This window comes from Cycloclasticus sp., assembly GCA_040743155.1.
Classification (GTDB): Bacteria; Pseudomonadota; Gammaproteobacteria; order Methylococcales; family Cycloclasticaceae; genus Cycloclasticus.
Map to the genome: position 1 here is coordinate 1,832,475 of JBFLJU010000001.1, position 24,069 is coordinate 1,856,543.

General features: G+C 43.5%; 20 protein-coding genes. 7 read left to right on the forward strand and 13 right to left on the reverse strand.

The genetic code is table 11. The features are described from left to right. Position 1: 1 nt before the first annotated feature. The 5 genes from pstA to phoB form a co-directional block, all read right to left on the reverse strand. The gene (gene pstA / locus AB1Y31_08825; GenBank protein MEW4983271.1) at positions 2–811 is read right to left on the reverse strand and encodes a phosphate ABC transporter permease PstA; all 810 of its coding nucleotides are present in this window, start codon (positions 809–811) and stop codon (positions 2–4) included. Further along, entirely contained in the window at positions 811–1,833 is a 1,023-nt protein-coding gene (gene pstC, locus AB1Y31_08830; protein MEW4983272.1) for a phosphate ABC transporter permease subunit PstC, read from the reverse strand. The genes pstA and pstC overlap by 1 nt, the downstream gene beginning before the upstream one ends. Positions 1,834–1,911: 78 nt before the next feature. Next, positions 1,912–2,910, reverse strand: coding sequence for a phosphate ABC transporter substrate-binding protein PstS (gene pstS, locus AB1Y31_08835; protein ID MEW4983273.1), 999 nt, complete (start codon positions 2,908–2,910; stop codon positions 1,912–1,914). A gap of 116 nt (positions 2,911–3,026) precedes the next feature. Next, positions 3,027–4,322 carry a phosphate regulon sensor histidine kinase PhoR gene (phoR, locus tag AB1Y31_08840; GenBank protein MEW4983274.1) on the reverse strand — a complete coding sequence of 432 codons (1,296 nt, stop codon included), beginning with the start codon at positions 4,320–4,322 and terminating at the stop codon, positions 3,027–3,029. 2 nt (positions 4,323–4,324) lie between these two features. Next, complete coding sequence (gene phoB / locus AB1Y31_08845; GenBank protein ID MEW4983275.1) at positions 4,325–5,020, reverse strand: phosphate regulon transcriptional regulator PhoB; 696 nt, start codon at positions 5,018–5,020, stop codon at positions 4,325–4,327. A gap of 203 nt (positions 5,021–5,223) precedes the next feature. On the opposite strand from phoB, the gene AB1Y31_08850 reads away from it, so the two are divergent. Next, complete coding sequence (locus AB1Y31_08850; GenBank protein ID MEW4983276.1) at positions 5,224–7,014, forward strand: bifunctional diguanylate cyclase/phosphodiesterase; 1,791 nt, start codon at positions 5,224–5,226, stop codon at positions 7,012–7,014. A 67-nt stretch (positions 7,015–7,081) separates the two neighbouring features. After that, positions 7,082–7,186, forward strand: a complete 105-nt coding sequence (locus AB1Y31_08855) for a DUF3047 domain-containing protein (protein MEW4983277.1) — start codon at positions 7,082–7,084, stop codon at positions 7,184–7,186. Here the strand turns inward: AB1Y31_08855 and clpB are convergent. From clpB to rluD, 4 genes are all read right to left on the reverse strand, one after another. Further along, entirely contained in the window at positions 7,183–9,777 is a 2,595-nt protein-coding gene (gene clpB / locus AB1Y31_08860; GenBank protein ID MEW4983278.1) for an ATP-dependent chaperone ClpB, read from the reverse strand. The genes AB1Y31_08855 and clpB overlap by 4 nt on opposite strands. A gap of 88 nt (positions 9,778–9,865) precedes the next feature. After that, positions 9,866–10,645 carry a ZIP family metal transporter gene (locus AB1Y31_08865; protein ID MEW4983279.1) on the reverse strand — a complete coding sequence of 260 codons (780 nt, stop codon included), beginning with the start codon at positions 10,643–10,645 and terminating at the stop codon, positions 9,866–9,868. Between the two features lie 10 nt (positions 10,646–10,655). Beyond that, on the reverse strand, positions 10,656–11,390 hold the full coding sequence (pgeF, locus tag AB1Y31_08870; protein MEW4983280.1) for a peptidoglycan editing factor PgeF: 735 nt from the start codon (positions 11,388–11,390) through the stop codon (positions 10,656–10,658). 7 nt (positions 11,391–11,397) lie between these two features. Beyond that, positions 11,398–12,390: a 23S rRNA pseudouridine(1911/1915/1917) synthase RluD gene (rluD, locus tag AB1Y31_08875; GenBank protein MEW4983281.1), complete on the reverse strand. Its 993-nt coding sequence runs from the start codon at positions 12,388–12,390 to the stop codon at positions 11,398–11,400. 38 nt (positions 12,391–12,428) lie between these two features. On the opposite strand from rluD, the gene AB1Y31_08880 reads away from it, so the two are divergent. Continuing rightward, positions 12,429–13,283: an outer membrane protein assembly factor BamD gene (locus AB1Y31_08880; GenBank protein MEW4983282.1), complete on the forward strand. Its 855-nt coding sequence runs from the start codon at positions 12,429–12,431 to the stop codon at positions 13,281–13,283. Between the two features lie 24 nt (positions 13,284–13,307). Here AB1Y31_08880 and AB1Y31_08885 read toward each other — a convergent pair whose 3' ends face one another. The 3 genes from AB1Y31_08885 to sucC form a co-directional block, all read right to left on the reverse strand. Continuing rightward, entirely contained in the window at positions 13,308–14,930 is a 1,623-nt protein-coding gene (locus AB1Y31_08885; GenBank protein MEW4983283.1) for an NAD+ synthase, read from the reverse strand. An 88-nt stretch (positions 14,931–15,018) separates the two neighbouring features. Continuing rightward, positions 15,019–15,891, reverse strand: a complete 873-nt coding sequence (gene sucD, locus AB1Y31_08890; protein MEW4983284.1) for a succinate--CoA ligase subunit alpha — start codon at positions 15,889–15,891, stop codon at positions 15,019–15,021. Between the two features lie 12 nt (positions 15,892–15,903). Further along, positions 15,904–17,064 (reverse strand): ADP-forming succinate--CoA ligase subunit beta, encoded by a 1,161-nt coding sequence (gene sucC, locus AB1Y31_08895; GenBank protein ID MEW4983285.1) that lies wholly within the window; start codon positions 17,062–17,064, stop codon positions 15,904–15,906. A 94-nt stretch (positions 17,065–17,158) separates the two neighbouring features. Here sucC and AB1Y31_08900 point away from each other — a divergent pair, with 94 nt between their 5' ends. From AB1Y31_08900 to AB1Y31_08915, 4 genes are all read left to right on the forward strand, one after another. Then, complete coding sequence (locus tag AB1Y31_08900; GenBank protein ID MEW4983286.1) at positions 17,159–18,790, forward strand: HAMP domain-containing sensor histidine kinase; 1,632 nt, start codon at positions 17,159–17,161, stop codon at positions 18,788–18,790. A gap of 6 nt (positions 18,791–18,796) precedes the next feature. Then, positions 18,797–20,164 (forward strand): sigma-54 dependent transcriptional regulator, encoded by a 1,368-nt coding sequence (locus AB1Y31_08905; protein ID MEW4983287.1) that lies wholly within the window; start codon positions 18,797–18,799, stop codon positions 20,162–20,164. Between the two features lie 202 nt (positions 20,165–20,366). Next, positions 20,367–20,963, forward strand: coding sequence for a prepilin-type N-terminal cleavage/methylation domain-containing protein (locus AB1Y31_08910; GenBank protein MEW4983288.1), 597 nt, complete (start codon positions 20,367–20,369; stop codon positions 20,961–20,963). Positions 20,964–22,133: 1,170 nt separating this feature from the next. Further along, positions 22,134–22,922 carry a hypothetical protein gene (locus AB1Y31_08915; GenBank protein MEW4983289.1) on the forward strand — a complete coding sequence of 263 codons (789 nt, stop codon included), beginning with the start codon at positions 22,134–22,136 and terminating at the stop codon, positions 22,920–22,922. A gap of 49 nt (positions 22,923–22,971) precedes the next feature. Here AB1Y31_08915 and nadA read toward each other — a convergent pair whose 3' ends face one another. Continuing rightward, positions 22,972–24,069 carry a quinolinate synthase NadA gene (gene nadA, locus AB1Y31_08920; GenBank protein ID MEW4983290.1) on the reverse strand — a complete coding sequence of 366 codons (1,098 nt, stop codon included), beginning with the start codon at positions 24,067–24,069 and terminating at the stop codon, positions 22,972–22,974.

A 24,069-nucleotide genomic window follows, 5' to 3' on the forward strand; every position in this document is an offset into this window, starting at 1 on the left:
TCTAAACTCTCTTTCTATTGCTAGCGTACCTGCCTAGCAAATTAATTATTAACACCATGGCCGTTAGTAAAAACGCCCCTGTCCAGCCCAACTGAACCATTTCATCGTCCGGCATCGTTGCAAGGTTGTATATTGATACGGTTAAAGAGGGAAAAGTGCTACTTAGGTCCGTTGACCAGAACTCACTAGAGCCACTGGTGTATATCAATGGAGCTGTTTCACCCACGACTCTTGCGAAAGCAAGCAAAATACCGGTCAAAATACCCGCTTTAGCGTATCGAATAACGATATTCATCGTTACATGGTACTTAGACGCGCCAATCGCAATGCCGGCTTCGCGTAATTCGATAGGAACGAGCTTCAGCATATCGTCCGTTGTCCTAACGATAATAGGCACCATTAAAATAAACAGCGCCAAAACGCCCGCCCAACCACTGGTATGCCCTGTTGGCACCACCACAATCGCGTACACAAACGTGCCCACCACGATGGATGGTGCAGACATCATAACGTCACTCAAATCACGCATAAATTCTGTCATTTTTGTATTACCGCCGTATTCTTGCAAATAAACGCCCGCCAGAATACCAACGGGAATACCGATAACCGTGGCCACCCCGGACATCATGATTTGGCCAACAATCACATTTCGTAAGCCGCCATCTATCAAGTCCTTGGTGAAGACGTCTAAGCTCAAGCCTTCCAAGCCTTTTGCGCAAAGCGTGAATAAAATCCAGCTTAAGAAAAACAGGCCTATTAGCGCAGCCAGTGTGGAAAATATGAGAAATAAACGATTCAGTAATAAACGCATTATTTTCTCCTCAAGAAGTAAAATTTAGCAATCGCGATCACCGCAAAGCTCATCACAAATAGAACCAGCGCCAAATAGAACAGTACCGATAAGCTCAGCCCGCTAGATTCAGCAAAGCTATTAGCCAGCACCACTGGAATCGAGTTGGTTGGGTCCGTCACTTTTCCAGCGAATTGATAAACACCGCCAATAACAAACGCTACCGCCATCGTTTCACCTAAAGCTCGTCCAAAAGACAAGATAATGGAACCAATAATGCCCGATTTTGCATACGGGAAAACCACGTCTTTAATCACTTCTAATTTAGTGGCTCCCATCGCATAAGCCGATTCTTTTAGCATATCGGGTACTGTGCTTATCGCATCTCTGCTAAGCGCAGCCATAAAGGGAATAACCATAATACCTAAAATAAGCCCCGCGACGAGTAATGACACCGTATTGCCGCCAAACAAGTTTGCGATAAAGGGGCCGAAATAGAACAAGCCCCACATGCCGTAAATAATACTAGGAATAGACGCTAACAACTCAATCGCCACCCCAATAGACTTAGCAATTGCGCTAGGCGCAATTTCTGAGAGAAAAACAGCGATACCCATCGCAATTGGAATGGAAAAGAACATGGCGATTAATGTAGAAAATGCGGTGCCGACAATCGGCACCAATGCACCATAAATCACTTTGGGTTGCTTACCGCCCGGCTCCATATCATCATCAGTGATAAAGTCATCATCGTCCATAATGAAGTCGTCCTCGTCATCCATAATGAAGTCTTCTTCATCGTCTATATCGCCCTGGCTAGCAGATGACCCTTGCATGCCTTGTACCGACTCGAGCTGCTCTTGTTCACTCGGAGACAGCTCAACTTTTTCGCTAACACCCCAGCGCGATTCAAACAAAAAATTCACGCCAAATTCTTCTATCGCAGGCTTTGCCGATATATAAAGCACGATGGCTGTAGCTGCCAAAATAACAAAAACCAAACTAGCGCTAAGCTGAGCAATTTTTCTAAAAATTAATTCCATTACTGCCTTCCGTAATATACAAAAACCTTCTCAACACTATATTGAGAAGGTTTTAACGAACCTAAATAAGGACCCGAGTTATTTTAAACCCTTTTCTAGCCAATAGCCCTGCACTTTTTTGACCACTGCTTCTGGAAGCGCCACATAACCAACGGCTTCGATTAACTTGTTCTTTTTAGTCAGCGCATAGTCAAAGAATTTAATCACTTCTTTTGAATTTTTGCCTTCCTTGGGCACCAAAGCGAACGTTGCAGTCACAATAGGGTAACCTTTTGGCGGGTACGCAATGTTTGCATAAAAATCCTTCTTAGGGTCTAAGTCGGCATAGACCGCAGCCGCTTCAAAAGTAGCCGGTTCTGGATTAACAAACACCTTCGCGCGGTTCTCAACAATCGCCATATCCAAGCCATTCTTTTTTGCATCGGCGTAATCCACATAACCAATTGAGAACGCGTTGTTTTTGATCGCTGTCGCCACGCCGAAATTGCCTTTGCCCGCAATGCGGTTTTTAGATGGCCATGCCACTACTTTTTTAGCGCCAATTGTTCTACGCCACTCTAGATTCATTTTGCTTAAATAGTATGTGAATGCGAATGTCGTACCCGACTTATCACTACGGTGAACAAATAAGATTTTTTCAGCTGGTAATTTAATGCCTACGTTCTCGCGAGCAATGGCCTCGTCATCCCAGTGGGTGATTTTTCCAAGCATAATACCTGAAATAGCCGCTTCACTTAGCTTCATGCCGCTCACGCCTTCAATGTTATATGCAAATGTGACTGCACCAATCGCTGTTGGAAACATAATTAAGCCCGCTTTAGCCAGCACTGCCGATTTCAAAGGCTTATCAGAACCACCAAAGTCAACGTGACGAGCCATTACTTCTTTAATACCTGAACCACTGCCTGTTGGCGTGTAATTCACTTGATTGCCTGTTTCGTCGTAATACGCCTTGCTCCAAGTTTTGTAGGCTGGGTAAGCAAAACTTGAACCTGTACCTTCAATTTTGGCAGCGTATGCGGCTGTGCCAATTGACAAACTCAGTAGTCCTAATGCTAGTACTTTTTTCATTTTCATATGTCTTCCAATTAGTTGAATTACCGGCAAAGCCTGTGCTCTACCATGTAGTGCAGTTTATTGTTGATATATGGCATTATAATGAACGTAATGTGACAGTTTAATGACAGCATTTACTATTTGATTCTTGCGGATGGAAAAACACATTGAAAGCAGCTGCCTTCGCCTTCTTTACTGTCGATGATAAGGTGCGCTTCGTGCCGCTCGAGCTCATGTTTAACAATCGCTAAGCCAAGGCCCGTACCCGTTTTATTCATCACGTTATTTTCAGCTACTCTGTAAAAACGCTCGGTTAATCTGGCCAAATGTCTAGCGGCAATACCTTTACCCGAATCCTTAACAAAAAGGGCACCATCGCCTTGGTCGTTGATAGACCAGCCAATTCGAATATCTGCTTTCTTATTCGAATAATTTATCGCGTTAGCGACTAGGTTTCTCAACACGGTCAAAATTGAAGCCTTATTACCCTGAAGCCTAAGGTTAGACGGGATATCAAAAATTAACGTTTGCTCGCGTTCTGTCGCTGCAGTTTGCAGTTCCCCCTTAACGTGCTCACACAGTGCGCGCACATTAACAAGGCTGTTTGAGTTTTCTACGCTGCCTTCTTCAAGCCGACTGAGCGCTAGAAGTTCTTCGATCATTGTCTGCATTTTAATGACTTGCTGATCAACCTTTCGCAGCGAAGCACCTACTTGCCCTTTGTCGTCCACTGTCGATGCTAACAACATTTCCACATAGCCTTTCATCACCGTTAACGGTGTTCTTAACTCATGCGAGGCATTCGATACAAAGTCTTTTCTCACTTGATTGGTACGCTCAACCTTGGTGACATCGCGAACTAATAATAAGCGTTCATCGTCGCCATAGGACAGCAAGCGTATTTCGATTTTTTCAGCCGACCAATTAGTTTCTACGATAGGTGCCTCCATAACAATGGCGTCATCATCCGTACGATTTTTAAGAAAGTGCGCGAAACGCGGGTGACGTACTAAGTGATTAATCAACTGTCCGGTGTCTTCTTTCTTCAACACCAATAAGCGAGATGCCTGACCGTTAAACCATTGAATTTCATTGGATAATGACAAAATAACAACACCATCAGGAAAAACTGAAATCAGCTTTTTAAAACGCTCCAACTGGTATTTAACACTTTCCTTCTGTGCCAAACGCTGTTTCTTAGAGCGGTAAACATCTTCAGCAATTTGACCAAATAAGCCACCCTCAAAAGGCACCTTGTTAGAAACGGGGGCTTTTGACCAGTCATAAAGTCGCAATAAACGACGATAGAAAAATACCACGTAGGCCAATAAAGAAGCCGCCATTAACTCGGCGAAGTATCCAATCGCCGCGCCTATCACGCCAATAACTAACAAACATATTAGCAACATATTGCGCTCATACTGACGACTCATATTCACGGCTTAACACTCACCAATTTGTAGCCAAAACCACGTACTGTTTGCACCAAATCCGCACAGCCTTGAGCGTCTAAAATTCGCCTTAAACGCCTAATGTGAACATCAACGGTCCGATCTTCCACATATACATTGTCACCCCACACGTTATCTAGCAATTGATTACGCGAAAATACTTTGTTGGGGCTTGATGCAAAAAAGTAAAGTAATTTATATTCCGTCGGGCTCATCATAACGTCGACATCATTAATCGCCACACGGTGACTTTCAGGGTCAATAAACAAAGGCCCGACAGAAATGATCTCTGTCTGCGTCTTTGCCCCAGCTCGTCTTAACACTGCTTTCATCCTAGCAATTAACTCTTGCACCGAAAAAGGCTTCGTCACGTAGTCATCAGCGCCCGTTTCTAGCCCAGTTATTTTATCTTCCTCTGAACTTCTCGCCGTCAGCATAATAATCGGGATGCGCTTATTGTCTTCCTGGTTCTTCAAGAATTTAAGCCACTCCGGCCCACTAATACCCGGCAACATCCAATCCAACAAAATTATATCGGGCGTCGCGTCACGTAAAGAATCTTGTGCTTTCATCACATCTACGCACCATGTTACTCCAATATTATTTGACTGAAGAGACAGCTGTAACATCTCTCCGATGTCTTCATCATCCTCAACCAGCAGTACATTTATTTTTTCCATAAAAAGTCGTTTAGCATTTATTTAGCCATAGGGTACATAAAATTTATGACGACATGATGACAATTACATCACAACAGACAATTCAGCCTACAACATCTCCTTGTTTTTCAAACATAAAGCACCGCCAGTATTACCGTTGTCATACTGTTGTCATCTTCCAAGAAGATACTGTTATTGTTTACAACAGTTATTAACATAAGGACATGACAAAAGAAGAATTATCACACTACCAAACTCTGACGCACATTCTAGCTACTTCGTCACTAACCCCTGTTTTCCAACCCATTATTTCCCTCAAAGATAACAAGATTTACGGTTATGAGGGCTTAATACGCGGCCCATCGAATAGCCCACTCCACTCTCCTATCAAGCTTTTTAATGTGGCAGCTAAACATGGGCGACTAGCAGATTTAGATTTACTTTGTAGGCAGGTCACGATTAAAAAATTTGGTCAGATGAAACTCAATGCTAAATTATTTGTTAACACTACTCCTCAAGTTTTATTACAGAATGATTACAAACACGGTTTAACCCTTAAATACTTAAAACAGGCCGGTATGGAAGCGAGTCAAGTTGTCATTGAAATAACGGAGCAGTACCCGATCGATGATTACGAGCTAATGGTAAACGCAACCAAGCACTATCAAGAAATGGGCTTTTCGATCGCCCTTGATGATCTAGGCGCTGGCTATTCGGGACTAAGAACGTGGTCAGAAATCAGACCTGATTTTGTAAAAATTGACCGCCACTTTTTGCAAAATATTCACGAAGACACCATAAAACAGCAATTTTTAAAATCTATCATTGAGCATTCGAAAGCTTTTAATTGCAAAGTCATTGGCGAAGGAATTGAGGTTCGAGAAGAGTACATAACCGCCAATGAAATGAATATCGGTTTCGCCCAAGGTTATTATTTTGCTCGGCCTGCTAAGCACCCCGAACGTACTATTAACCCAAGACTATTTAAAACTCGAAACACGCCATACAAAGCACCGTTGAATATCGAAAGGTCTACCACCACTGTTTCAACACTACTTTTTTACGTCAAACCCATATCAATCCATACTTTATTTGACGACATTGGCGAACGCTTTCAATCATCTAAAGAATTGTCTGCACTACCCGTTATTAACACCGACTCAAGCATCGCTGGCATTATTTGGAGAACGGATTTTTTAACCATCTATGCCAGCCGCTACGGCAAAGAACTATACAAAAAGAATCAAGCTTCCTTTTTTATCGACAAAAAACCACTGACTGTCAAAAGTGACCTTACTCTTAGCAAATTAAGCCAGCAGGTCACCAGCCAAAGCACCGACATAATACACGATGACTTTATTATCACCGCTTCAGGCCGTTACAAAGGCATGGGGAAATTAATTGATTTGCTAAAAGCTATCACCGACATGCAGATCAGCTTTGCACGACACATGAACCCACTGAGCAACCTGCCTGGCAACGTCCCCATTAGCCAAAAAATTCGCTCTTGTATCAATAGCCGGCAAGACGTTGTTATCTGTTATTTCGATCTCGATAATTTCAAGCCCTATAACGATACCTATGGCTTCGGTAAGGGCGATAAAGTGCTACGCAAAACGGCACGACTGCTATGCCAATACGCAAATGAGGACCTCGACTTTGTTGGCCACGTTGGCGGGGACGATTTTATTATTATCTTTAGCAGTAAAGACTGGAAAAAACGCTGTGAAAAAATCCTGCATGACTTCACTACTTTTCACGCTGAATTATATTCCCAGGAGCACTTCTCGATGAAAGGCATTGCTGCTTTGGATAGAAACTCAAAATCCGTTTTTTTTCCGTTATTATCCATCTCCATAGGAGCCATCAGGCCCTATGACTTTGACAGCATTGAATCAGAAGATGATCTAGTTGCTGCAGCCAGCACAGCCAAGTCCCAAGCGAAAAAGATCGTCGGTAACAGTCTATACCAGTTGCAACCAGAAGTAGCGGCTGTCTACAACTCAACCAGGTAATGAGCATGCAAACCAATGACGCAACGAAAGCAGAGATGTTTTGCAAGATATTCAATGAATATTGGGAATGAGTATTACAGAAATAAGCGCCGTTGCCATCATGGCGGACACCGACCAAACAGGTGCCGCCACGCAAGCTTACTTTGGTGACATATGGTTTAGCGATCGCTAATCATCGACAACTTCTCCCTTATTAAACACGAGTGCTTCTTTTTCCAGCTCGATATTGATAACCTCACCCGGCACAAATCGACCCGCTAATAAGTCTTGCGCAAGGGAGTTTTCAAGACGTTGCTGAATCGCACGTTTTAAAGGCCGTGCTCCATACACTGGGTCAAAGCCTGCTTCACCTAGCTTATCCATGGCCGCTTCTGACACCTTCAATCCAATCTCACGTTCTTGTAAACGCTGACGCAAAATATCTACCTGAATGGTCGTAATTGCTCGAATTTGTGAGCGCCCTAAAGGATGAAACACCACCGACTCGTCAATACGGTTAATAAATTCCGGACGAAAATGGCGACCTACTACGTCCATGACAGCCGCTTTCATTTCATCGTAGTTCGCTTCACCCGCTAATTCTTGAATGCGGTCAGAGCCTAAATTCGATGTCATCACGATCACGGTATTTCTAAAATCAACCGTGCGACCTTGACCATCTGTTAAGCGGCCATCATCCAATACTTGTAACAATATATTGAATACATCAGGGTGCGCTTTTTCCACTTCGTCCATCAAGATAACGCTGTAAGGTCTACGCCGAATGGCCTCCGTTAAATAACCACCCTCCTCGTATCCCACGTAGCCTGGGGGCGCACCAATCAACCGTGCGACCGAATGCTTTTCCATAAATTCAGACATATCGATACGCACAATCGCTTCTTCGGTATCAAATAAAAATTCAGCTAACGCCTTACATAACTCTGTTTTACCTACACCCGTTGGGCCTAAAAATAAGAAAGAGCCATTAGGGCGATTAGGGTCTGACAAGCCTGCACGTGAACGACGAATGGCATCACTCACCGCTTTTACCGCTTCTTCTTGACCGATAACACGTTGACTTAAATTACCCTCCATTTGCAATAATTTTTCGCGTTCACCTTCAAGCATTTTAGACACGGGAATCCCCGTCCATTTAGACACCACTTCAGCAATTTCTTCCTCGGTCACTTTATTACGCAGCAGCGTAAATACCTGCTCATCAGCACCGTCTTCGGCCGCTTTAATCGCTTTTTCTAAGCGTGGAATTTCACCGTATTGCAATTCAGACATGCGCGTTAAGTCACCCGCACGGCGCGCTGTTTCCATCTCGAGCTTTACACGCTCCAACTCTTCTTTATGTTGCGCACTGCCTTGCATTGCTGCTTTTTCAGATTTCCATATTTCCTCTAAATCAGCATAGTCTTTTTCCAGCTCGTTAATTTCAGATTCGAGTAATTGCAATCGTTTAATAGACGCCTCATCGCTTTCTCTTTTTAACGCTTCACGTTCAATTTTTAGTTGAATTAAGCGGCGTTCTAAACGATCCATTGATTCTGGTTTCGAATCCATTTCCATGCGGATGCGACTGGCCGATTCATCGATTAAATCAATCGCCTTATCCGGTAATTGACGATCCGTTATATAACGATGCGACAACATAGCCGCCGACACAATGGCGGGATCGGTAATATCCACACTGTGATGCACTTCGTAACGTTCTTTTAAACCACGCAAAATAGCAATAGTGTCTTCAACCGTTGGTTCTTCGACCAATACTTTTTGAAAACGCCGTTCCAGCGCCGCATCTTTTTCAATATATTGGCGATACTCGTCCAACGTGGTTGCGCCTACGCAATGTAATTCGCCTCGGGCGAGAGCAGGTTTAAGCATATTGCCCGCATCCATCGCTCCATCGCCTTTGCCCGCCCCCACCATGGTGTGCAATTCATCAATAAACAAGATGATTTGACCTTCTTGCTTTGACACGTCGTTCAACACCGCTTTTAAACGCTCTTCAAATTCGCCGCGGAACTTAGCACCCGCGATAAGCGCCGCCATATCCAGCGACAGTAAGCGCTTGGATTTTAAGCTTTCTGGCACTTCGCCGTTAACAATACGTTGCGCCAAACCTTCTACGATAGCGGTTTTACCCACCCCCGGCTCGCCGATAAGAACTGGATTATTTTTTGTGCGCCGTTGTAGCACTTGAATGGTTCGGCGGATTTCTTCGTCACGGCCAATCACTGGGTCTAATTTTCCCTGTTCCGCACGCTCTGTTAAATCGATACTGTATTTTTCCAGTGCTTGACGATTTTCTTCGGCATTTTGATCGTTGACGGCCTCGCCTCCACGTATATCGTCTATCGCTTTTTCCAATACATTTTTAGTCGCACCCGCTTTCTGTAAAGCTTTTCCTGTTTGACCTTTATCGTCAAGCGCTGCTAAGACAAATAACTCACTTGAAACATAGGCATCTTTGCGCTGCTGAGAAAGCTTGTCGGTGATATTCAGAATACGGCCCAAGTCATTAGACATTTGCACGTCGCCTGCCGCACCTTCAACTGTTGCTAAGCGACCAAGAGTTTCAGCTAAAGATGAACGTAGCTGATTTACATTAACACCCGCTAATTGCAGTAAATGACGCACGCTCGCGCCTTGCTGATCTAGCATTGCAATCAACAAATGAGCCGGTTCTATAAATTGATGGTCTTTGCCCAGCGCTAAACTTTGCGCATCTGAAAGTGCCGCTTGAAACTGACTGGTGAGTTTATCCATTCGCATATTTCAATCCTCATTAATTGTATTTGATGCCTAATTAATGGGGGTAAAACAGCTGTTTTACAAGGCGCTGAGGGCTGAGGTGTTTGTTCTAATGAATAAAACTATGCAGCCAACCGATCAAACCGATACCCGCAAACATCAGCAAGATCTGCTCAACGGCGGCGGCTGGGCTGACGCGTTTATGCAACGTGGGAATTAGATCTGCCACTGCGATATAAATAAAGCTTGCGGCAGCAAACGCCAAAACATAAGGCAAAATATGTTCGAAATCTGCCAACCAAAAATATGCCAGTAAGCCGCCCACTAACGTCGCAATACTTGAAATAACGTTATAGATAATAGCTTTTTTACGAGTAAAGCCGCTCTGTAATAAGATCGCAAAATCACCGACTTCTTGTGGGATTTCATGGGCCGTTACTGCCAACGCCGTCACCACACCAAGGTGAATATCGGTTAAAAACGCAGCCGCAATGAGAACGCCATCGACAAAGTTGTGTACGCTATCACCAACCAAAATTAAGGTACCCGCCGACTTATGGCTGTGTGCGTGAACATCGACGTGCGTTTCACAGTCATCATGGTGACAGTGTCGCCATAGCACCATTTTTTCTAACGCAAAAAAGAACATCAGACCGCCCAGTATCGTGATCGATAAAGTATGGAAATTCTCTGAGCCTACTTCTTCTAAGGCGTGCGGAATCAAACCGACAAACGACACACTTAATAAGGCGCCTGTTGCAAAACTCACACTAAAGGGCAAGGCTTTGCTAATAACTTTCTTCGGTAAGAAAAGCACCAATGAGGCACCTAGAACACTCAGCACACCGCCAAATATGGTAAACAAAATGATCCAAGTAAGTACTGTCATGGTTGATAAATTAAGGTTGAAGCCAAATTAACGAAGCCATCCGGCCGGTCACCGGCTCACGCCGATACGAATAAAACTGATCCGGCTGATTATACGTACAATGTTCACCACCATAAATTCTTTTTACACCACAATGAAGCAAGGTCATTCTTGCTAATGCGTATAAATCAGCGAGGTAATGCGTACTATCAACTTGTTGAAAGCCCTGCCGCAGCACCAACTTCTTATTAACAAAAGCTTGTTGAACCTCTTCACCTACTTCAAAGCAGCTGGGGCCTATTGCTGGGCCTAACCACGCCATTATCTTGTTTGTCGAGCCTAGTTGCGAAACCGTGTTTTCTATAACACCCGCGATTAAACCACGCCAACCTGCGTGTACAGCTGCAACGGCCGTACCCTCTTCGTTACACAATAAAACAGGTAAACAGTCTGCCGTCATCACGGCACAAACGGATTTGGAGCTTCTTGATATAGCAGCATCCGCTTGGATCGCTAGCGCCTTCTCAACGCACTCTAACTCCACAACCTTTGTGCCATGGGTTTGCTCCAACCAAACCGGGGCAGCCGGTAACTCAAATTCACGAACTAGTGCAGACCTGTTTTGCTCAACCGCCTGCGGGTTATCGCCGACGTGACTGGCCAAATTTAAACTCGAATACGCCAGTTGACTTACGCCAGCTTCACGGCACGTTGTGAGCGCCTGAACTTGCATAGGTGCTGGCCAGTCAGGCGTAATAAACTCCATGTGCTCTTTATTTGACGGGCGTTTCTTGCGCCAACACGTCAACTAAATTCGCCATATCCGCCGGCATTTCACATTCCCAAGCGACCTCTTCGCCCGACACGGGATGTACCACACCCAACCTCGCAGCATGTAGCGCTTGGCGCTTAAAATTACGCAGCGTCTCGGTGAGCAATTCACTCGCATTCGCCAGTGCCCTATAGCGGCCACCATAAACCTGGTCGCCGACAATGGGGTGTTTTATATGGCTCATATGGACTCTGATTTGATGCGTACGACCTGTTTCAAGATTAACTTTCAACAAGGTGTGCTTAGCAAAGCGTTTTTTCACTCGATAGTGCGTTACCGCTTCTTTACCACCCGCTCTCACCGCGTATTTCTTTCGGTCTGTTGGATGCCGGGCCAACGGTTCAACCACCGTTCCACCTGCCGTCATATAACCTCGAACCACGGTCACATATTCTCTTTCAAAGGCACGCGCCTGCAACTGATCTACCAAGGTCTTATGCGCGGTTAAGGTTCTCGCTACCATCAATAAACCACTGGTTTCTTTATCAATTCGATGTACTAAGCCCGCCCTTGGCAAACCTTCTAGATCAGGGTCATAGTGTAGTAGTGCGTTTTGTAAGGTACCGCCCCAATTGCCCGCCGCAGGGTGCACCACTAAACCAGCAGGCTTATTGACCACTAGTATCGATTCATCTTCGTAAACGATATTCAGTTCAATCGGCTCGGCCTCAACATTTAGTGAGCTATCTGCAATCGGATTGATAACGACCTGTTCGCCGCCGTTCACTTTATCGCGTGGTCGATAACGTTTATTGTCGACCAGAATATTGCCGCTATTAACCCAGCTTTTTAGGCGGCTACGAGAATACTCAGGACATAACTCAGCCAACGCCTGATCAAGCCTAAGCCCAGCCATTTCGGGAGGAATAATTAATTCTATTTGTTGTTCAGTTTTCAAGCTAATAACATTGTAATAATTGATGTGCTGCGGCATTATAACCGCTTAATTTCCCTTAACTCGTTATTTAACTCATGACTTTAATTAATTGCCGACCCATCAAACAAGTTTTACTGGCCCTAATGTTCTCTACGTTGAGCGCTTGCAGCGTAATGGACATTGTTACACCTATCGAAGCCCCTGATGACAAGGCAACTTGGTCTGCCGCCGACTTTTATAATGAAGCCAAAGCCTCTTTGGATGATGAAAGCTACGTCAACGCCATCGAACTGTATGAAGGCTTGGAATCTCGCTATCCATTTGGCCAGTATGCTCAACAAGCTCAAATTGACTTAACCTTTGCTTATTATAAAAATGACGAACCAGAATCAGCGATTGCCACGGCTAATCGCTTTATTCGAATTCACCCGCGCCATAAAAATATTGATTATATTTATTATCTTAAAGGCCTCATTAATTTTAATCGGGGCATTGGATTTTTAGAACGCTATTTGCCGACCGATAAATCTCAACGTGACCCTGGCGCGGCTATTGAATCGTTAGATGACTTTGCAACACTCATTAGGCGCTTCCCAAACAGCCAATACGCTGCAGATTCCAAACAACGTATAGTTGCGCTTAAATCGAACCTTGCTCTTCATGATTTAAATGTCGCTAAGTATTACATGAAGCGTAAAGCGTATGTTGCAGCAATAAATCGTGCCAAAAACATCATCGAGCAGTATCAAAACAGTACCGCTGTTCCGCGTGCGTTATTGCTGATGATCGATGCTTATCAGCAAATTGAGATGAATGACTTGGCAGCAGATGCGCAGCGCATTTATGATCTAAACTACCCACATGGCTTACCGCCTTTGGATAACCCTAAATATGCACACGAAAAAACAACCTCTGAGAAAATTTGGGATTTCCTTGAGCTCGACGAATAAAGTATTCGAGCGGCTAGAGCAGCGCTAATCCGTCGAAAAAAGAACCTTACTAAAGCCTGATGTCATCGGGAACCTACGTTCCCGACCAAAGGCACGCGAGGTAATTTTAACCCCAGGCGGCGCTTGGCGACGCTTATATTCATTCTGCTCAACCAGCCTCAATACTCGATCCACAACCGCTTGCTCATAGCCCGCGTCTAGTATCTGACGCCTCGATTGATCCAACTCAATATAACGTTCAAGAATATCATCCAATACTGGGTATGGCGGCAAACTGTCCTCATCTTTTTGATCCGGCGCTAATTCCGCAGAGGGCGGACGCACAATGACCCTTTCAGGGATCACCGGCGAGATTTGATTACGGTATTTAGCCAAGGCGTAAACCATCATTTTAGGTACGTCTTTTATTGGTGCAAAACCACCCGCCATATCACCGTACAAGGTGGCATAGCCCACACTCATTTCACTTTTATTACCCGTCGTAAGCAGTATTTTTCTTTTTTTGTTAGACAGAGCCATAAGCAATACACCGCGGCTTCGTGCCTGAATATTCTCTTCTGTTACGTCAGCCTCTAGCCCCTCAAAAGCCCCTTCCAACATAGATGAAAAAGCTGAAACAGCGGGTTCGATGGGAATACTTTGGTGCTTAACAGCTAATTTTTCTGCCTGCTTTATGGCGTCTTCATTACTCATATCCGCGGTATATTTCGATGGCATTAACACCACCTCAACACAATCCCCACCCAATGCATCTGCCGCGATAGCCAACACTAACGCAGAATCTATGCCGCCAGACAAGCCAAGCACTGCGCCTTTAAACCCATTTTTTGTAACGTAGTCTCGAACGCCCAATACCAAAGCTTGGTAAATACTTTCTAATCCGGTCTGAGTCACCACAGGACTTTTATTTCCTGCCGGCTGATGCAGCGCTGCTAGGTCAATATAGTCTATCGCCTCAACAAACTCGGGGATTCGTTGCACAACAAGCCCCTCAGCATTTATTGCAAAAGAGCCACCATCAAACACCAACTCATCTTGCCCACCAACTTGATTGACGTAAACGATAGGTAAACCAGTCTCTTCAACCCGAGTCCGCACGGTTTCTTCACGCTTATCTGATTTATTAATTTCAAAAGGTGACGCATTAAGGTTAATAATAAGCGAGGCCCCTGCTTGTTTTAACTGGCCGCACACTGCCGGCGTCCAAATATCCTCACAAATACTCAGCCCCACCCGTTCAGCACCTAATTTAAAGGTACGCGCTTTGGTACCCGCTTGAAAATAGCGCTTTTCATCAAAGACGCCATAATTCGGCAATTGCTGTTTTCGATAATTTGCAACCAATTCACCCGCCTGAACCACCGCGACGCTATTGTATAAAACACCTTCACCCTTTTCTGGGTAGCCGATAATAACCGTTAATAACGGACACTCAATCGATATTCTTTCCAACTGTTTTTCAACAGCATTTATAAAATCATCACGCAGCAATAAATCTTCAGGTGGGTAACCCGTTATGGCTAACTCCGGAAAAACAATAGCCATCGCTTGCTGCTCAATGGCCCGATGACAATAAGCAATGATTCGGTCTGCATTGCCGATTAAATCACCAACAACGGGGTTAAATTGTACTAAAGCTATCTTCATAACGACTTATTTGCTCATTAATTGCAGGCATAAAAAAGGGCTGTATAGTTTACAGCCCTTTTCCACTACTCTAAAACTTTAAGCGATATTAGCCTAAAATTTCTTTCATTTTTGCGCCCATTTCGGTCGGTGATTTAACAATGTGCACACCGGCTGCTTCTAACGCTTCAAACTTAGCATCAGCCGTGCCTTTACCGCCTGACACGATAGCACCTGCATGACCCATGCGTTTTCCAGGAGGCGCTGTAACACCAGCAATATAACCAACTACTGGTTTAGTTACGTGCTCTTTGATGTATTCAGCTGCTTCTTCTTCCGCCGTGCCACCAATTTCACCCACCATGATAATACCCTTGGTATTTTCATCAGCTTCAAAACGTGAAATAACATCGATAAAGTTCATGCCGTGGATTGGATCACCACCGATACCAACACAGGTGCTTTGGCCTAAACCAGCCGTTGTTGTTTGATGAACTGCTTCATACGTTAAAGTACCAGAACGTGAGACCACACCAATGCTACCGGCTTGGTGAATAAAGCCAGGCATAATGCCAATTTTACATTCACCCGGGGTGATAACACCTGGGCAGTTAGGGCCAATAAGAACAGTATCTTCATATGTATCTAATGTTGCTTTTACTTTCAGCATATCCAATACAGGAATACCTTCGGTAATACACACAATGATCTTAATGCCGCTAGCAGCCGCTTCTAAAATAGCATCCGCAGCAAATGGAGGTGGCACATAAATCATCGTTGCTGTGGCACCGGTTGCGTTAACAGCATCTTCTACCGTATTGAATACCGGTAGATCTAAATGTGTTTCACCACCACGGCCCGGCGTTACGCCACCAACAACTTTCGTTCCATAAGCAATCGCTTGCTCTGAATGGAAAGTGCCTTGTTTGCCGGTAAAGCCTTGGCAAATTACTTTTGTGTCTTTATTAATTAAAATACTCATCTTTGTTCCTTATTAAGACGCTGCTTTTACAGCTGCTTGAGCTGCTAGCGTTAAATCATCCGCAGCAATAATATCAAGACCAGAGTCTTTCAATATTTGGCGACCTTGGTCAGCATTTGTACCTTCTAAACGAACGACAACTGGTACTTCTACACCCACCTCTTTAACCGCTTGAATAATACCGTCAGCAATTAAGTTACAACGCACAATGCCGCCGAAGATATTAACCAAAACAACTTTCACTTTTTTGTCAGACAAAATCAATTTGAATGCTTCAGCTACTCGTTCAGCCGTTGCACCACCACCTACGTCTAAAAAGTTTGCTGGGAAACCGCCTTCTAATTTAACCAAATCCATCGTCGCCATAGCCAAGCCAGCACCGTTCACCATGCAGCCAATACTGCCATTCAATGTGATGTAGTTAAGGTCGTGTTGTTGTGCAGCGTGTTCTTTTTCATCTTCTTGCGAAGGATCACGCATTGCGACCATATCTGGGTGACGGTAAGCCGCATTATCATCAAGGTTAACTTTTGCATCTAGTGCGATTAAATCGCCATCGCCATTAACGATTAACGGGTTAATTTCCACTTGACTCGCATCTTTTGCGTGAAAAACCGCCAAAATGCCAGCCATTACTTTCTGTAATTGACCAATCTGCTTGCCTTCTAAACCCATTTTGAATGCAATGTTACGGCATTGGTAGGCTTGTAAACCAGCGACTGGGTCAATCTCAGCGAGCAAGATTTTTTCTGGCGTTTCTTCAGCCACTTCCTCAATATCCATACCGCCTGCTTCAGACGCCATAAACATAATGCGCTTGGTACCACGGTCAACAACGGCGCTTAAATATAATTCGCGATCAATTGGCTTCACTTCTTCAACGATCAACGTTTCAATCGGCAAACCTTCAGCGTCAGTTTGTGGCGTCACCAAACGTGAGCCTAATAGCTTTTTGCTGAACGCTTCAACTTCATCCATACCTTTGCAAAGCTTTACACCACCCGCTTTACCACGACCGCCTGCATGTACCTGCGCCTTTACAACCCAACAATCACCGCCCAACTCTTTGGCGACATTAATGGCCTCTTTTACCGACCGCGCTGGCTTTCCTAGTGGTACTGGCACGCCATATTCAGCAAACACTTGTTTTGCTTGATACTCATGTAAATTCATTCATCTTTCCTAATATTTAATTAAACAGCGAAATTAACCAAACTATTCTAGGTGATTTTTCTAAAAAAATCAGCCAAAGATCTATAATAAGCATATGTCCGCAACTCATATACCCGACCTTTTAGTAAAAACTTGCCCTTTCGGTAACGGCTTTCAGCTGCCCGCTGAGCAAGCCTGGCGAACACTCAAGGTTTTTCATGCTTATCAATTAGTGCTGTCTGCCGCTTTCTTTGGTTTGTTCATTAGCCATACCGGACCCTCTATTTTCGGTCAGACTAACCCTAGTTTATTTCAATCTGTAAGCTTGGCTTACCTAGCCATCACCACTTTTAGCACCGTTTTTATCCGCAAACCCTATATTCCTTACACTCGGCAAGTTCAGTTCAAAATCATCTCCGATGTTATTTTTCTTACCTTACTAATGCATGCTAGCGGAGGCATCACTAGCGGCCTAGGTATTCTACTAGCCGTCAGCGTTGCGGCGGGTGGCTTATTGGCGGGCGGTCAATGTACCTTAGTTTTTGCGGCTATCGCTACATTTGCGGTCTTAGGGGAACAAAGCTATGCCGACATAACACATGCCTTCGCTAAAACGGCCTATACCTACGCGGGTGTTTTAAGCGCCTCCTTTTTTACTATCTCTATACTGGCACTGGTCTTAGCAAAGCGCGTTGAAACCTCCGAACAAATCGCCCAGCAACGAAGCCGTGAAATTGATGACCTCGTGCAACTGAATGACTACGTGATCAAGCACCTTCAGTCAGGTATTATTGTTGTTGACCAGCAGAATAATGTACGTCTTGCTAACGATGCAGCCAACACCTTACTTGGCCACCCAATTACGCTTGGCAAGCCTCTATCTGACGCGTCCACCGAATGTTGGCAGCTATTTAAACGCTGGCAAAGAGACCCGGCAGAAAACACCGCTGATATCGCCGCTAGTGTTGATTTACCAAGAACCAAACTTCGTTTTAGCCAGCTAGATATGCTTGCAGAGAATGCTTACATTATCTTCCTCGATGATTTATCAACTATTGATATACAAATTCAACAAGGCAAACTAGCTTCACTTGGCAGGCTAACCGCTAGCATTGCTCACGAGATTCGCAACCCTTTAGGCGCCATTAGCCACGCGGGTGAATTACTCTCCGAATCGAATTCCATTGAGAATGAAGACCGACGACTTCTCGATATCATTCACAATCACACCGGACGCGTAAACAGCATAGTCAAAAGCATCCTTCAATTATCACGCCAAGAAGAAAGTCATATCGAAACTATCACGTTACATACATGGCTGGAGGAATTCGAGAGTGACTTTAAAGAACAATTTGGGCTTTCAAACTCACCCATAGAGATAACAATCAACGATGACACAAAGACAATTCTTTTCGATAAGAATCACCTTAAACAGATCATTGATAACCTTTGTAGCAACGCACTAAAGTACGGTCAACTCCCTAATAATTTGCCAATCATTTATATACAAGTAGACAAACACCCACAGAGCCAACAAGTCTTTATAACTATTTGTGACGACGGCAAAGGCATGGAAGAAAAAATTGCACAACAAGTTTTCGAGCCATTTTTCACAACATCGCCGTCCGGAACAGGACTTGGCCTCTACATTTCAAATCAACTTGCAGACCTTAACCATGCTAAATTAAGCTATGCTAACAGACCGACAGGCGGTAGTTGTTTCACCCTTCTTTTTACAGCCCATTAAAACCAAATGACCCAAGCACTTGCACTAATTGTTGACGATGAACCCGATATTCTAGAATTACTAGAAATCACTTTATCCCGCATGGGCATCGCAAGCAAAGCCGCTCAAGATTTGGGCGAAGCAAAGCTACTACTGAAAAAACATACCTTCGATATTTGCCTAACCGATCTTCAACTGCCAGATGGGGATGGACTTGAACTCGTGGAACATATTCAAAAGCACTGCCCCAGTATTCCCACCGCCGTCATCACCGCCTTTGGAAGTATGGAAGTTGCTATCAAAGCATTAAAGTTGGGCGCTTTTGATTTTGTCTCAAAACCTGTTGATCTAAAAAGCCTAAAAAGCCTTGTCAGCTCCGCCATAAAAATAAATGACACTATCGAACCTGTTGACCGGCGTAGCCGAGATCAATTATTGGGCGATTCTGTTGTGATGGCAAAAGTACGCGCTAGCATTACAAAACTCGCGCGCAGCCAAGCACCTATATATATAAGTGGTGCATCTGGTACCGGCAAAGAACTGGTGGCAAAACTAATACACGAAAAGGGCCCACGAGCAACGCAAGCCTTCGTCCCTATTAACTGTGGTGCGATTCCACATGAACTCATGGAAAGCGAGTTTTTTGGGCACAAGAAAGGCAGCTTTACCGGTGCGATTGCTGATAAAAAAGGCTTATTTCAAACCGCCAGTGGTGGCACGCTATTTTTAGACGAAATAGCCGACTTACCACTACATCTGCAAGTAAAGCTACTGCGAGCCATTCAAGAAAAATCCATTCGACCTGTCGGTAGCGACACAGAAATACCTGTTGACGTAAGAATCCTCAGTGCAACCCACAAAAATTTAAGCACCCTCGTGGAACTGGGCTATTTTCGACAAGACTTATATTACCGTATCAATGTTATCGAATTACCACTACCCAAACTGAGTGAGCGTAAAGAAGACATTAAACAACTCGTGAGCCACATACTCAATAAATTAAATAGCGCTCAACATGACACCATAAAGCTCACGAAGGATGCCTTAAAGGCACTTGAGCAATACAGTTTTCCCGGTAATGTTCGTGAGCTGGAGAACATATTAGAACGCGCCTTCACATTATGTGATGACAATGTCATCCAGCAAAGCGATTTACAATTACCCAAACTTGACAGCAGAACAAGCCTCTCTAGCGAAGCAAAGCCAATCGCACAAAAAAACACCGCCCTACAAGCAGACGCGCCATTAGAAGATTATCTTGGCATATTGGAAAAAGAGGCCATTGTTAACGCACTAGAAAAAACACGCTGGAACAAAACTGCAGCAGCCAAAGAGCTTGGGATTACATTTCGCGCATTACGTTATCGTTTAAAAAAACTAGAGCTGGAAGACTAAAAATAAGTGACCTTCAGCGTCACTTTATGACAAAAAAATCATTAGACCCCTGCTGCTTTAAAAAACCCTAAAAGCTCATCAAATAAAACAACTTTGCAATCATAAGGTTATAAAAAATAAATCAATAAAATATGACATGGCATAGTCTATGCATTAATCTACCTGCAAGTAAAATTTATTACATCTTAATAAGGATATAAACATGAAAAACCTACAAACAATGAAACAAAACGGTCAAAAGGGTTTCACCCTGATCGAACTAATGATCGTAGTCGCGATTATTGGTATTTTGGCTGCGTTAGCGATTCCCGCTTACAAAGATTACACCATTAAAGCACGTGTAAACGAAGGTGCCTCTGTTAGTGGCGCCGTTAAAACAGCAATGGAAGTGTACTGGAGTGAAAAAGGAAACCTCACAAATGCATACCTTTCCACTTCAATTTTTGGACATGAATCCCTAGGCGTAAGCACTGTTGCATCACAATATGTATCCGAAATTTCAATAACAGGTGACACGACATTCCCGCGTATTACGGTAGCATTACGAACACTAAACGACCTTGGTGAGGCATCAGGTAAGTGCTTCCAATACATTCCTTATATTGATGGTGGTCAAGCATCTAATTTAACTTGGGCAGTAGCGGGCGAAGTAGCACCATCAGACGCCATCACAGCTAGCTCAACAGATGTTGACAAGTCTACTGCCTTTGCTGCATCCGACATCGTCGTTGAAGCTGTAGGTAATAATGCTTGCGCGGTTGCCGACGGAATTAAAAGCAAATACAAACCAAGACGTTAATAATAACAATTGAGTCTATTAACAAAATGCAAAGGCGGCCGAAAGGTCGCCTTTTTTATGAGCTGGAAATCATTATTATTAATCGGTCTACCGGCTCTACTCATTAGCGCTTTAATATATGGCCCTGGTGTAAGCGGGCCATTTATATTTGACGACCAAAGCAGTATTACAAAAAATTCGCTTCTACGAATAACAACTCTTAACAGCGACAGCCTAGTTGCAAGCGCACAATCAGGGCACGCAGGCCCCCTTAAAAGGCCCATTCCAATGATGAGTTTCGCGCTTAACTATTTATGGAACGGCAAATACCAAGCTTCTACCTTTAAAATAACCAACATAGTTATTCACGCTATCAATGGCTTACTTGTTTTTGTTTTATGCCGGCAGCTAATTCAGCTTCTATATAAAAAAAGTTCAACCCCAAGACAAAGATTCATTATTGCAGCCTCAATCTCGGCTCTTTGGCTGGTTCACCCTATCAACCTAACAAGCGTTCTTTACATCGTTCAAAGAATGACCTCTTTAAGTGCTCTGTTCAGTTTACTGTGCATTATTTTTTACTTATCTGCGAGACAGACCCATACGGAAAAAAACTCCACCTTTAAAGCTATTCTCTATAGCAAATCCAGCTTTACATGCTGGGTTTTTGCCTTATACAGCAAAGAAAATGCAGCGGTTATTCCTTTGATTCTACTTACAATAGAAAGCATTGTTTTTAACAATAATTTTCTTCTGGGCTATTTTAAAAAGGCAACTAGCGGCTTAAAAATAACATTCTGCCTCGCAGCTTGTTACTTGCTCTATGAGCTCTTTATATTTGCTTATAACGGCTATGGTTCACGAGATTTTACGATGTTTGAGAGACTGCTAACGCAAAGCCGTGTATTAACTTTCTATGTTTCTTTAATTTTCATCCCCAGATTAGATGCTTTTGGCCTATTTCACGATGACATACTAATTTCCACATCACTAATTACCCCCCTCACAGCAATCCCTTCAATTGCATTTATCACAGCATTACTTGTGTCCGCATTCTACTTTAAACACAAGAACCCTTTGTTTTCACTAGGTGTACTATGGTTTTTTATAGGTCACTTGATCGAGTCAACAATAATTCCTTTAGAAATGGCTCATGAGCATAGGAACTATCTCCCTTCATTAGGGCTCATATTGTCCGCATACTCATTGGTTAACTTAAATAAAATCACTGACAAAAAAAACCTTTTTGCCATACTCTCTTTATGCGTACTATGCAGCCTCACAACCGCGACTAGAGCCTATCAATGGGGCAGCTTTGAAAGGCTTGCTTTTTTTGAAGCTAAACATCACCCGCAATCTGCTGCTGCACAAGCACTTAATAGTAATATTAATCATAAAATTGGCAATATAGAATCCGCTATTGAATCTATAAAAAAAGCGATGCTACTCGCGCCAGAAGAAGCAACATACACGCTACATTATCAGCATATGCTGACTGAAATAGGGCAGAGTGTTCCACCTACACTGCAAAACGAGACATTAAGAAGGTTGAACCAACACACATTAACGCCGTCAACACGAGGCGCCTTAATGAGTATTTCTACTTGCCTGACAAAAGAGTCCTGTAAAGGAATAGTCAGCAACTACATGGCGTGGTTAAAATTGATTTTGACCAATCACCCAGATAGCTCCCTCTTTCATTACCTATACGGCAAAGGTTTTGAGGCTAAGGGCAATAGTTTGCAAGCACTAAATGAATTTCAAAAATCGCATTTATTGGATAAAAACTACTTAGACCCACTGATCAGTATGATTATCATTTTAATAAAAAATGGTCAACTACGGCAAGCAGAAGAGGTTTTACAATGGGCAGAAGAAAAAAACAAAACTGTTGAAATTCCTCATACTGAGGACCTCAGAAAGCTACGAGAAGGAATTACAGAATTGATGAAAAGCGCTCCAACAAACACCACTAAGTAAAACCAAGGGGCCGGCCTACTCTCAATATAAAGCAAATCCTTTAATCATTCTAAAAAATCGACAGCATACTATCTAGCGACTTTTTAGCCATAACCTTATCGTCTTCTGCCACTTGAATTTGATTAACCAAATTTCCTTCAACCAAATTCTCAAGCACCCATGCCAAATGCTGCGGATCGGTTCTAAACATGGTGGAACACATCGCCACGGTAGGTGACATAAAGTGGACGTGCTTGCCTTGGTCCTTCACCTCTTCTTTTAAGCGGTTAACCAAATTAAGCTCTGTTGCAATCAACCAGCGTGTATTTGATTTTGCTTCACGAACGGTTTTTAGAATGGCTTCTGTTGAGCCAACATAATCGGCTTTTTCACACACTTCAAAATTAGCCTCTGGGTGTGCAATAACGATTGTTTCTGGATATTGCTTTTTAAAATCATCAATTTGATTGGCTTGAAACATTTGATGAACCGAACAAAAACCTTTCCACAAAATCATTTTTGCATTGTTAATTTGTTCTTTTGTTAACCCGCCCATCGGCTGATTGAAATCCCACACGACCATTTCTTCTTGTGGGATACCCATTCTATAACCAGTGTTTCTACCAAGATGCTCATCTGGGAAGAACAATATCTTTTCACGTTTCTCAAAACACCAATTGAGTACTTTCTCGGCGTTTGACGAAGTACATACGATACCCTCATGACGACCGCAGAAAGCTTTTAAGTCTGCTGCTGAGTTGATATAGGTGACCGGTGTCACCATCTCATCAGCATTAAGAACTGCATTTAATTCTTTCCAGCTACGCTCAACATTTTTCAAATTAGCCATGTCTGCCATTGAACAACCTGCAGCAAGGTCGGGCAAGATAGTAATTTGCTCTGGACGTGACAAAATATCGGACACTTCTGCCATAAAATGTACGCCACAAAAAACGATGAATTCTGCTTTTGAGTCAGCCGCATAAGCGGAAAGCTTTAACGAATCACCACTAACATCTGCGTGTTTAAACACTTCATTACGCTGGTAGTGATGGCCCAAAATAACGCAGCGATCACCTAACGTTTCTTTCGCGGCTTGAATACGTTGATCGCACTCTTCATCACTGAGCAATGAATAATCTTGAATATTGCGTACAGGTGTAGACAT

What these genes read in the sequence shown, in the direction of transcription:
- pstS (MEW4983273.1), bottom strand. Translation starts at nt 2,910, where the DNA reads ATGAAAATGAAAAAAGTACTAGCATTAGGACTACTGAGTTTGTCAATT.
- pstA (MEW4983271.1), bottom strand. Translation starts at nt 811, where the DNA reads ATGCGTTTATTACTGAATCGTTTATTTCTCATATTTTCCACACTGGCT.
- clpB (MEW4983278.1), bottom strand. Translation starts at nt 9,777, where the DNA reads ATGCGAATGGATAAACTCACCAGTCAGTTTCAAGCGGCACTTTCAGAT.
- pgeF (MEW4983280.1), bottom strand. Translation starts at nt 11,390, where the DNA reads ATGGAGTTTATTACGCCTGACTGGCCAGCACCTATGCAAGTTCAGGCG.
- AB1Y31_08865 (MEW4983279.1), bottom strand. Translation starts at nt 10,645, where the DNA reads ATGACAGTACTTACTTGGATCATTTTGTTTACCATATTTGGCGGTGTG.
- AB1Y31_08885 (MEW4983283.1), bottom strand. Translation starts at nt 14,930, where the DNA reads ATGAAGATAGCTTTAGTACAATTTAACCCCGTTGTTGGTGATTTAATC.
- rluD (MEW4983281.1), bottom strand. Translation starts at nt 12,390, where the DNA reads ATGCCGCAGCACATCAATTATTACAATGTTATTAGCTTGAAAACTGAA.
- AB1Y31_08855 (MEW4983277.1), top strand. Translation starts at nt 7,082, where the DNA reads ATGAGTATTACAGAAATAAGCGCCGTTGCCATCATGGCGGACACCGAC.
- phoB (MEW4983275.1), bottom strand. Translation starts at nt 5,020, where the DNA reads ATGGAAAAAATAAATGTACTGCTGGTTGAGGATGATGAAGACATCGGA.
- phoR (MEW4983274.1), bottom strand. Translation starts at nt 4,322, where the DNA reads ATGAGTCGTCAGTATGAGCGCAATATGTTGCTAATATGTTTGTTAGTT.
- AB1Y31_08900 (MEW4983286.1), top strand. Translation starts at nt 17,159, where the DNA reads ATGTCCGCAACTCATATACCCGACCTTTTAGTAAAAACTTGCCCTTTC.
- AB1Y31_08905 (MEW4983287.1), top strand. Translation starts at nt 18,797, where the DNA reads ATGACCCAAGCACTTGCACTAATTGTTGACGATGAACCCGATATTCTA.
- AB1Y31_08910 (MEW4983288.1), top strand. Translation starts at nt 20,367, where the DNA reads ATGAAAAACCTACAAACAATGAAACAAAACGGTCAAAAGGGTTTCACC.
- sucC (MEW4983285.1), bottom strand. Translation starts at nt 17,064, where the DNA reads ATGAATTTACATGAGTATCAAGCAAAACAAGTGTTTGCTGAATATGGC.
- AB1Y31_08850 (MEW4983276.1), top strand. Translation starts at nt 5,224, where the DNA reads ATGACAAAAGAAGAATTATCACACTACCAAACTCTGACGCACATTCTA.
- pstC (MEW4983272.1), bottom strand. Translation starts at nt 1,833, where the DNA reads ATGGAATTAATTTTTAGAAAAATTGCTCAGCTTAGCGCTAGTTTGGTT.
- sucD (MEW4983284.1), bottom strand. Translation starts at nt 15,891, where the DNA reads ATGAGTATTTTAATTAATAAAGACACAAAAGTAATTTGCCAAGGCTTT.
- AB1Y31_08880 (MEW4983282.1), top strand. Translation starts at nt 12,429, where the DNA reads ATGACTTTAATTAATTGCCGACCCATCAAACAAGTTTTACTGGCCCTA.
- nadA (MEW4983290.1), bottom strand. Translation starts at nt 24,069, where the DNA reads ATGTCTACACCTGTACGCAATATTCAAGATTATTCATTGCTCAGTGAT.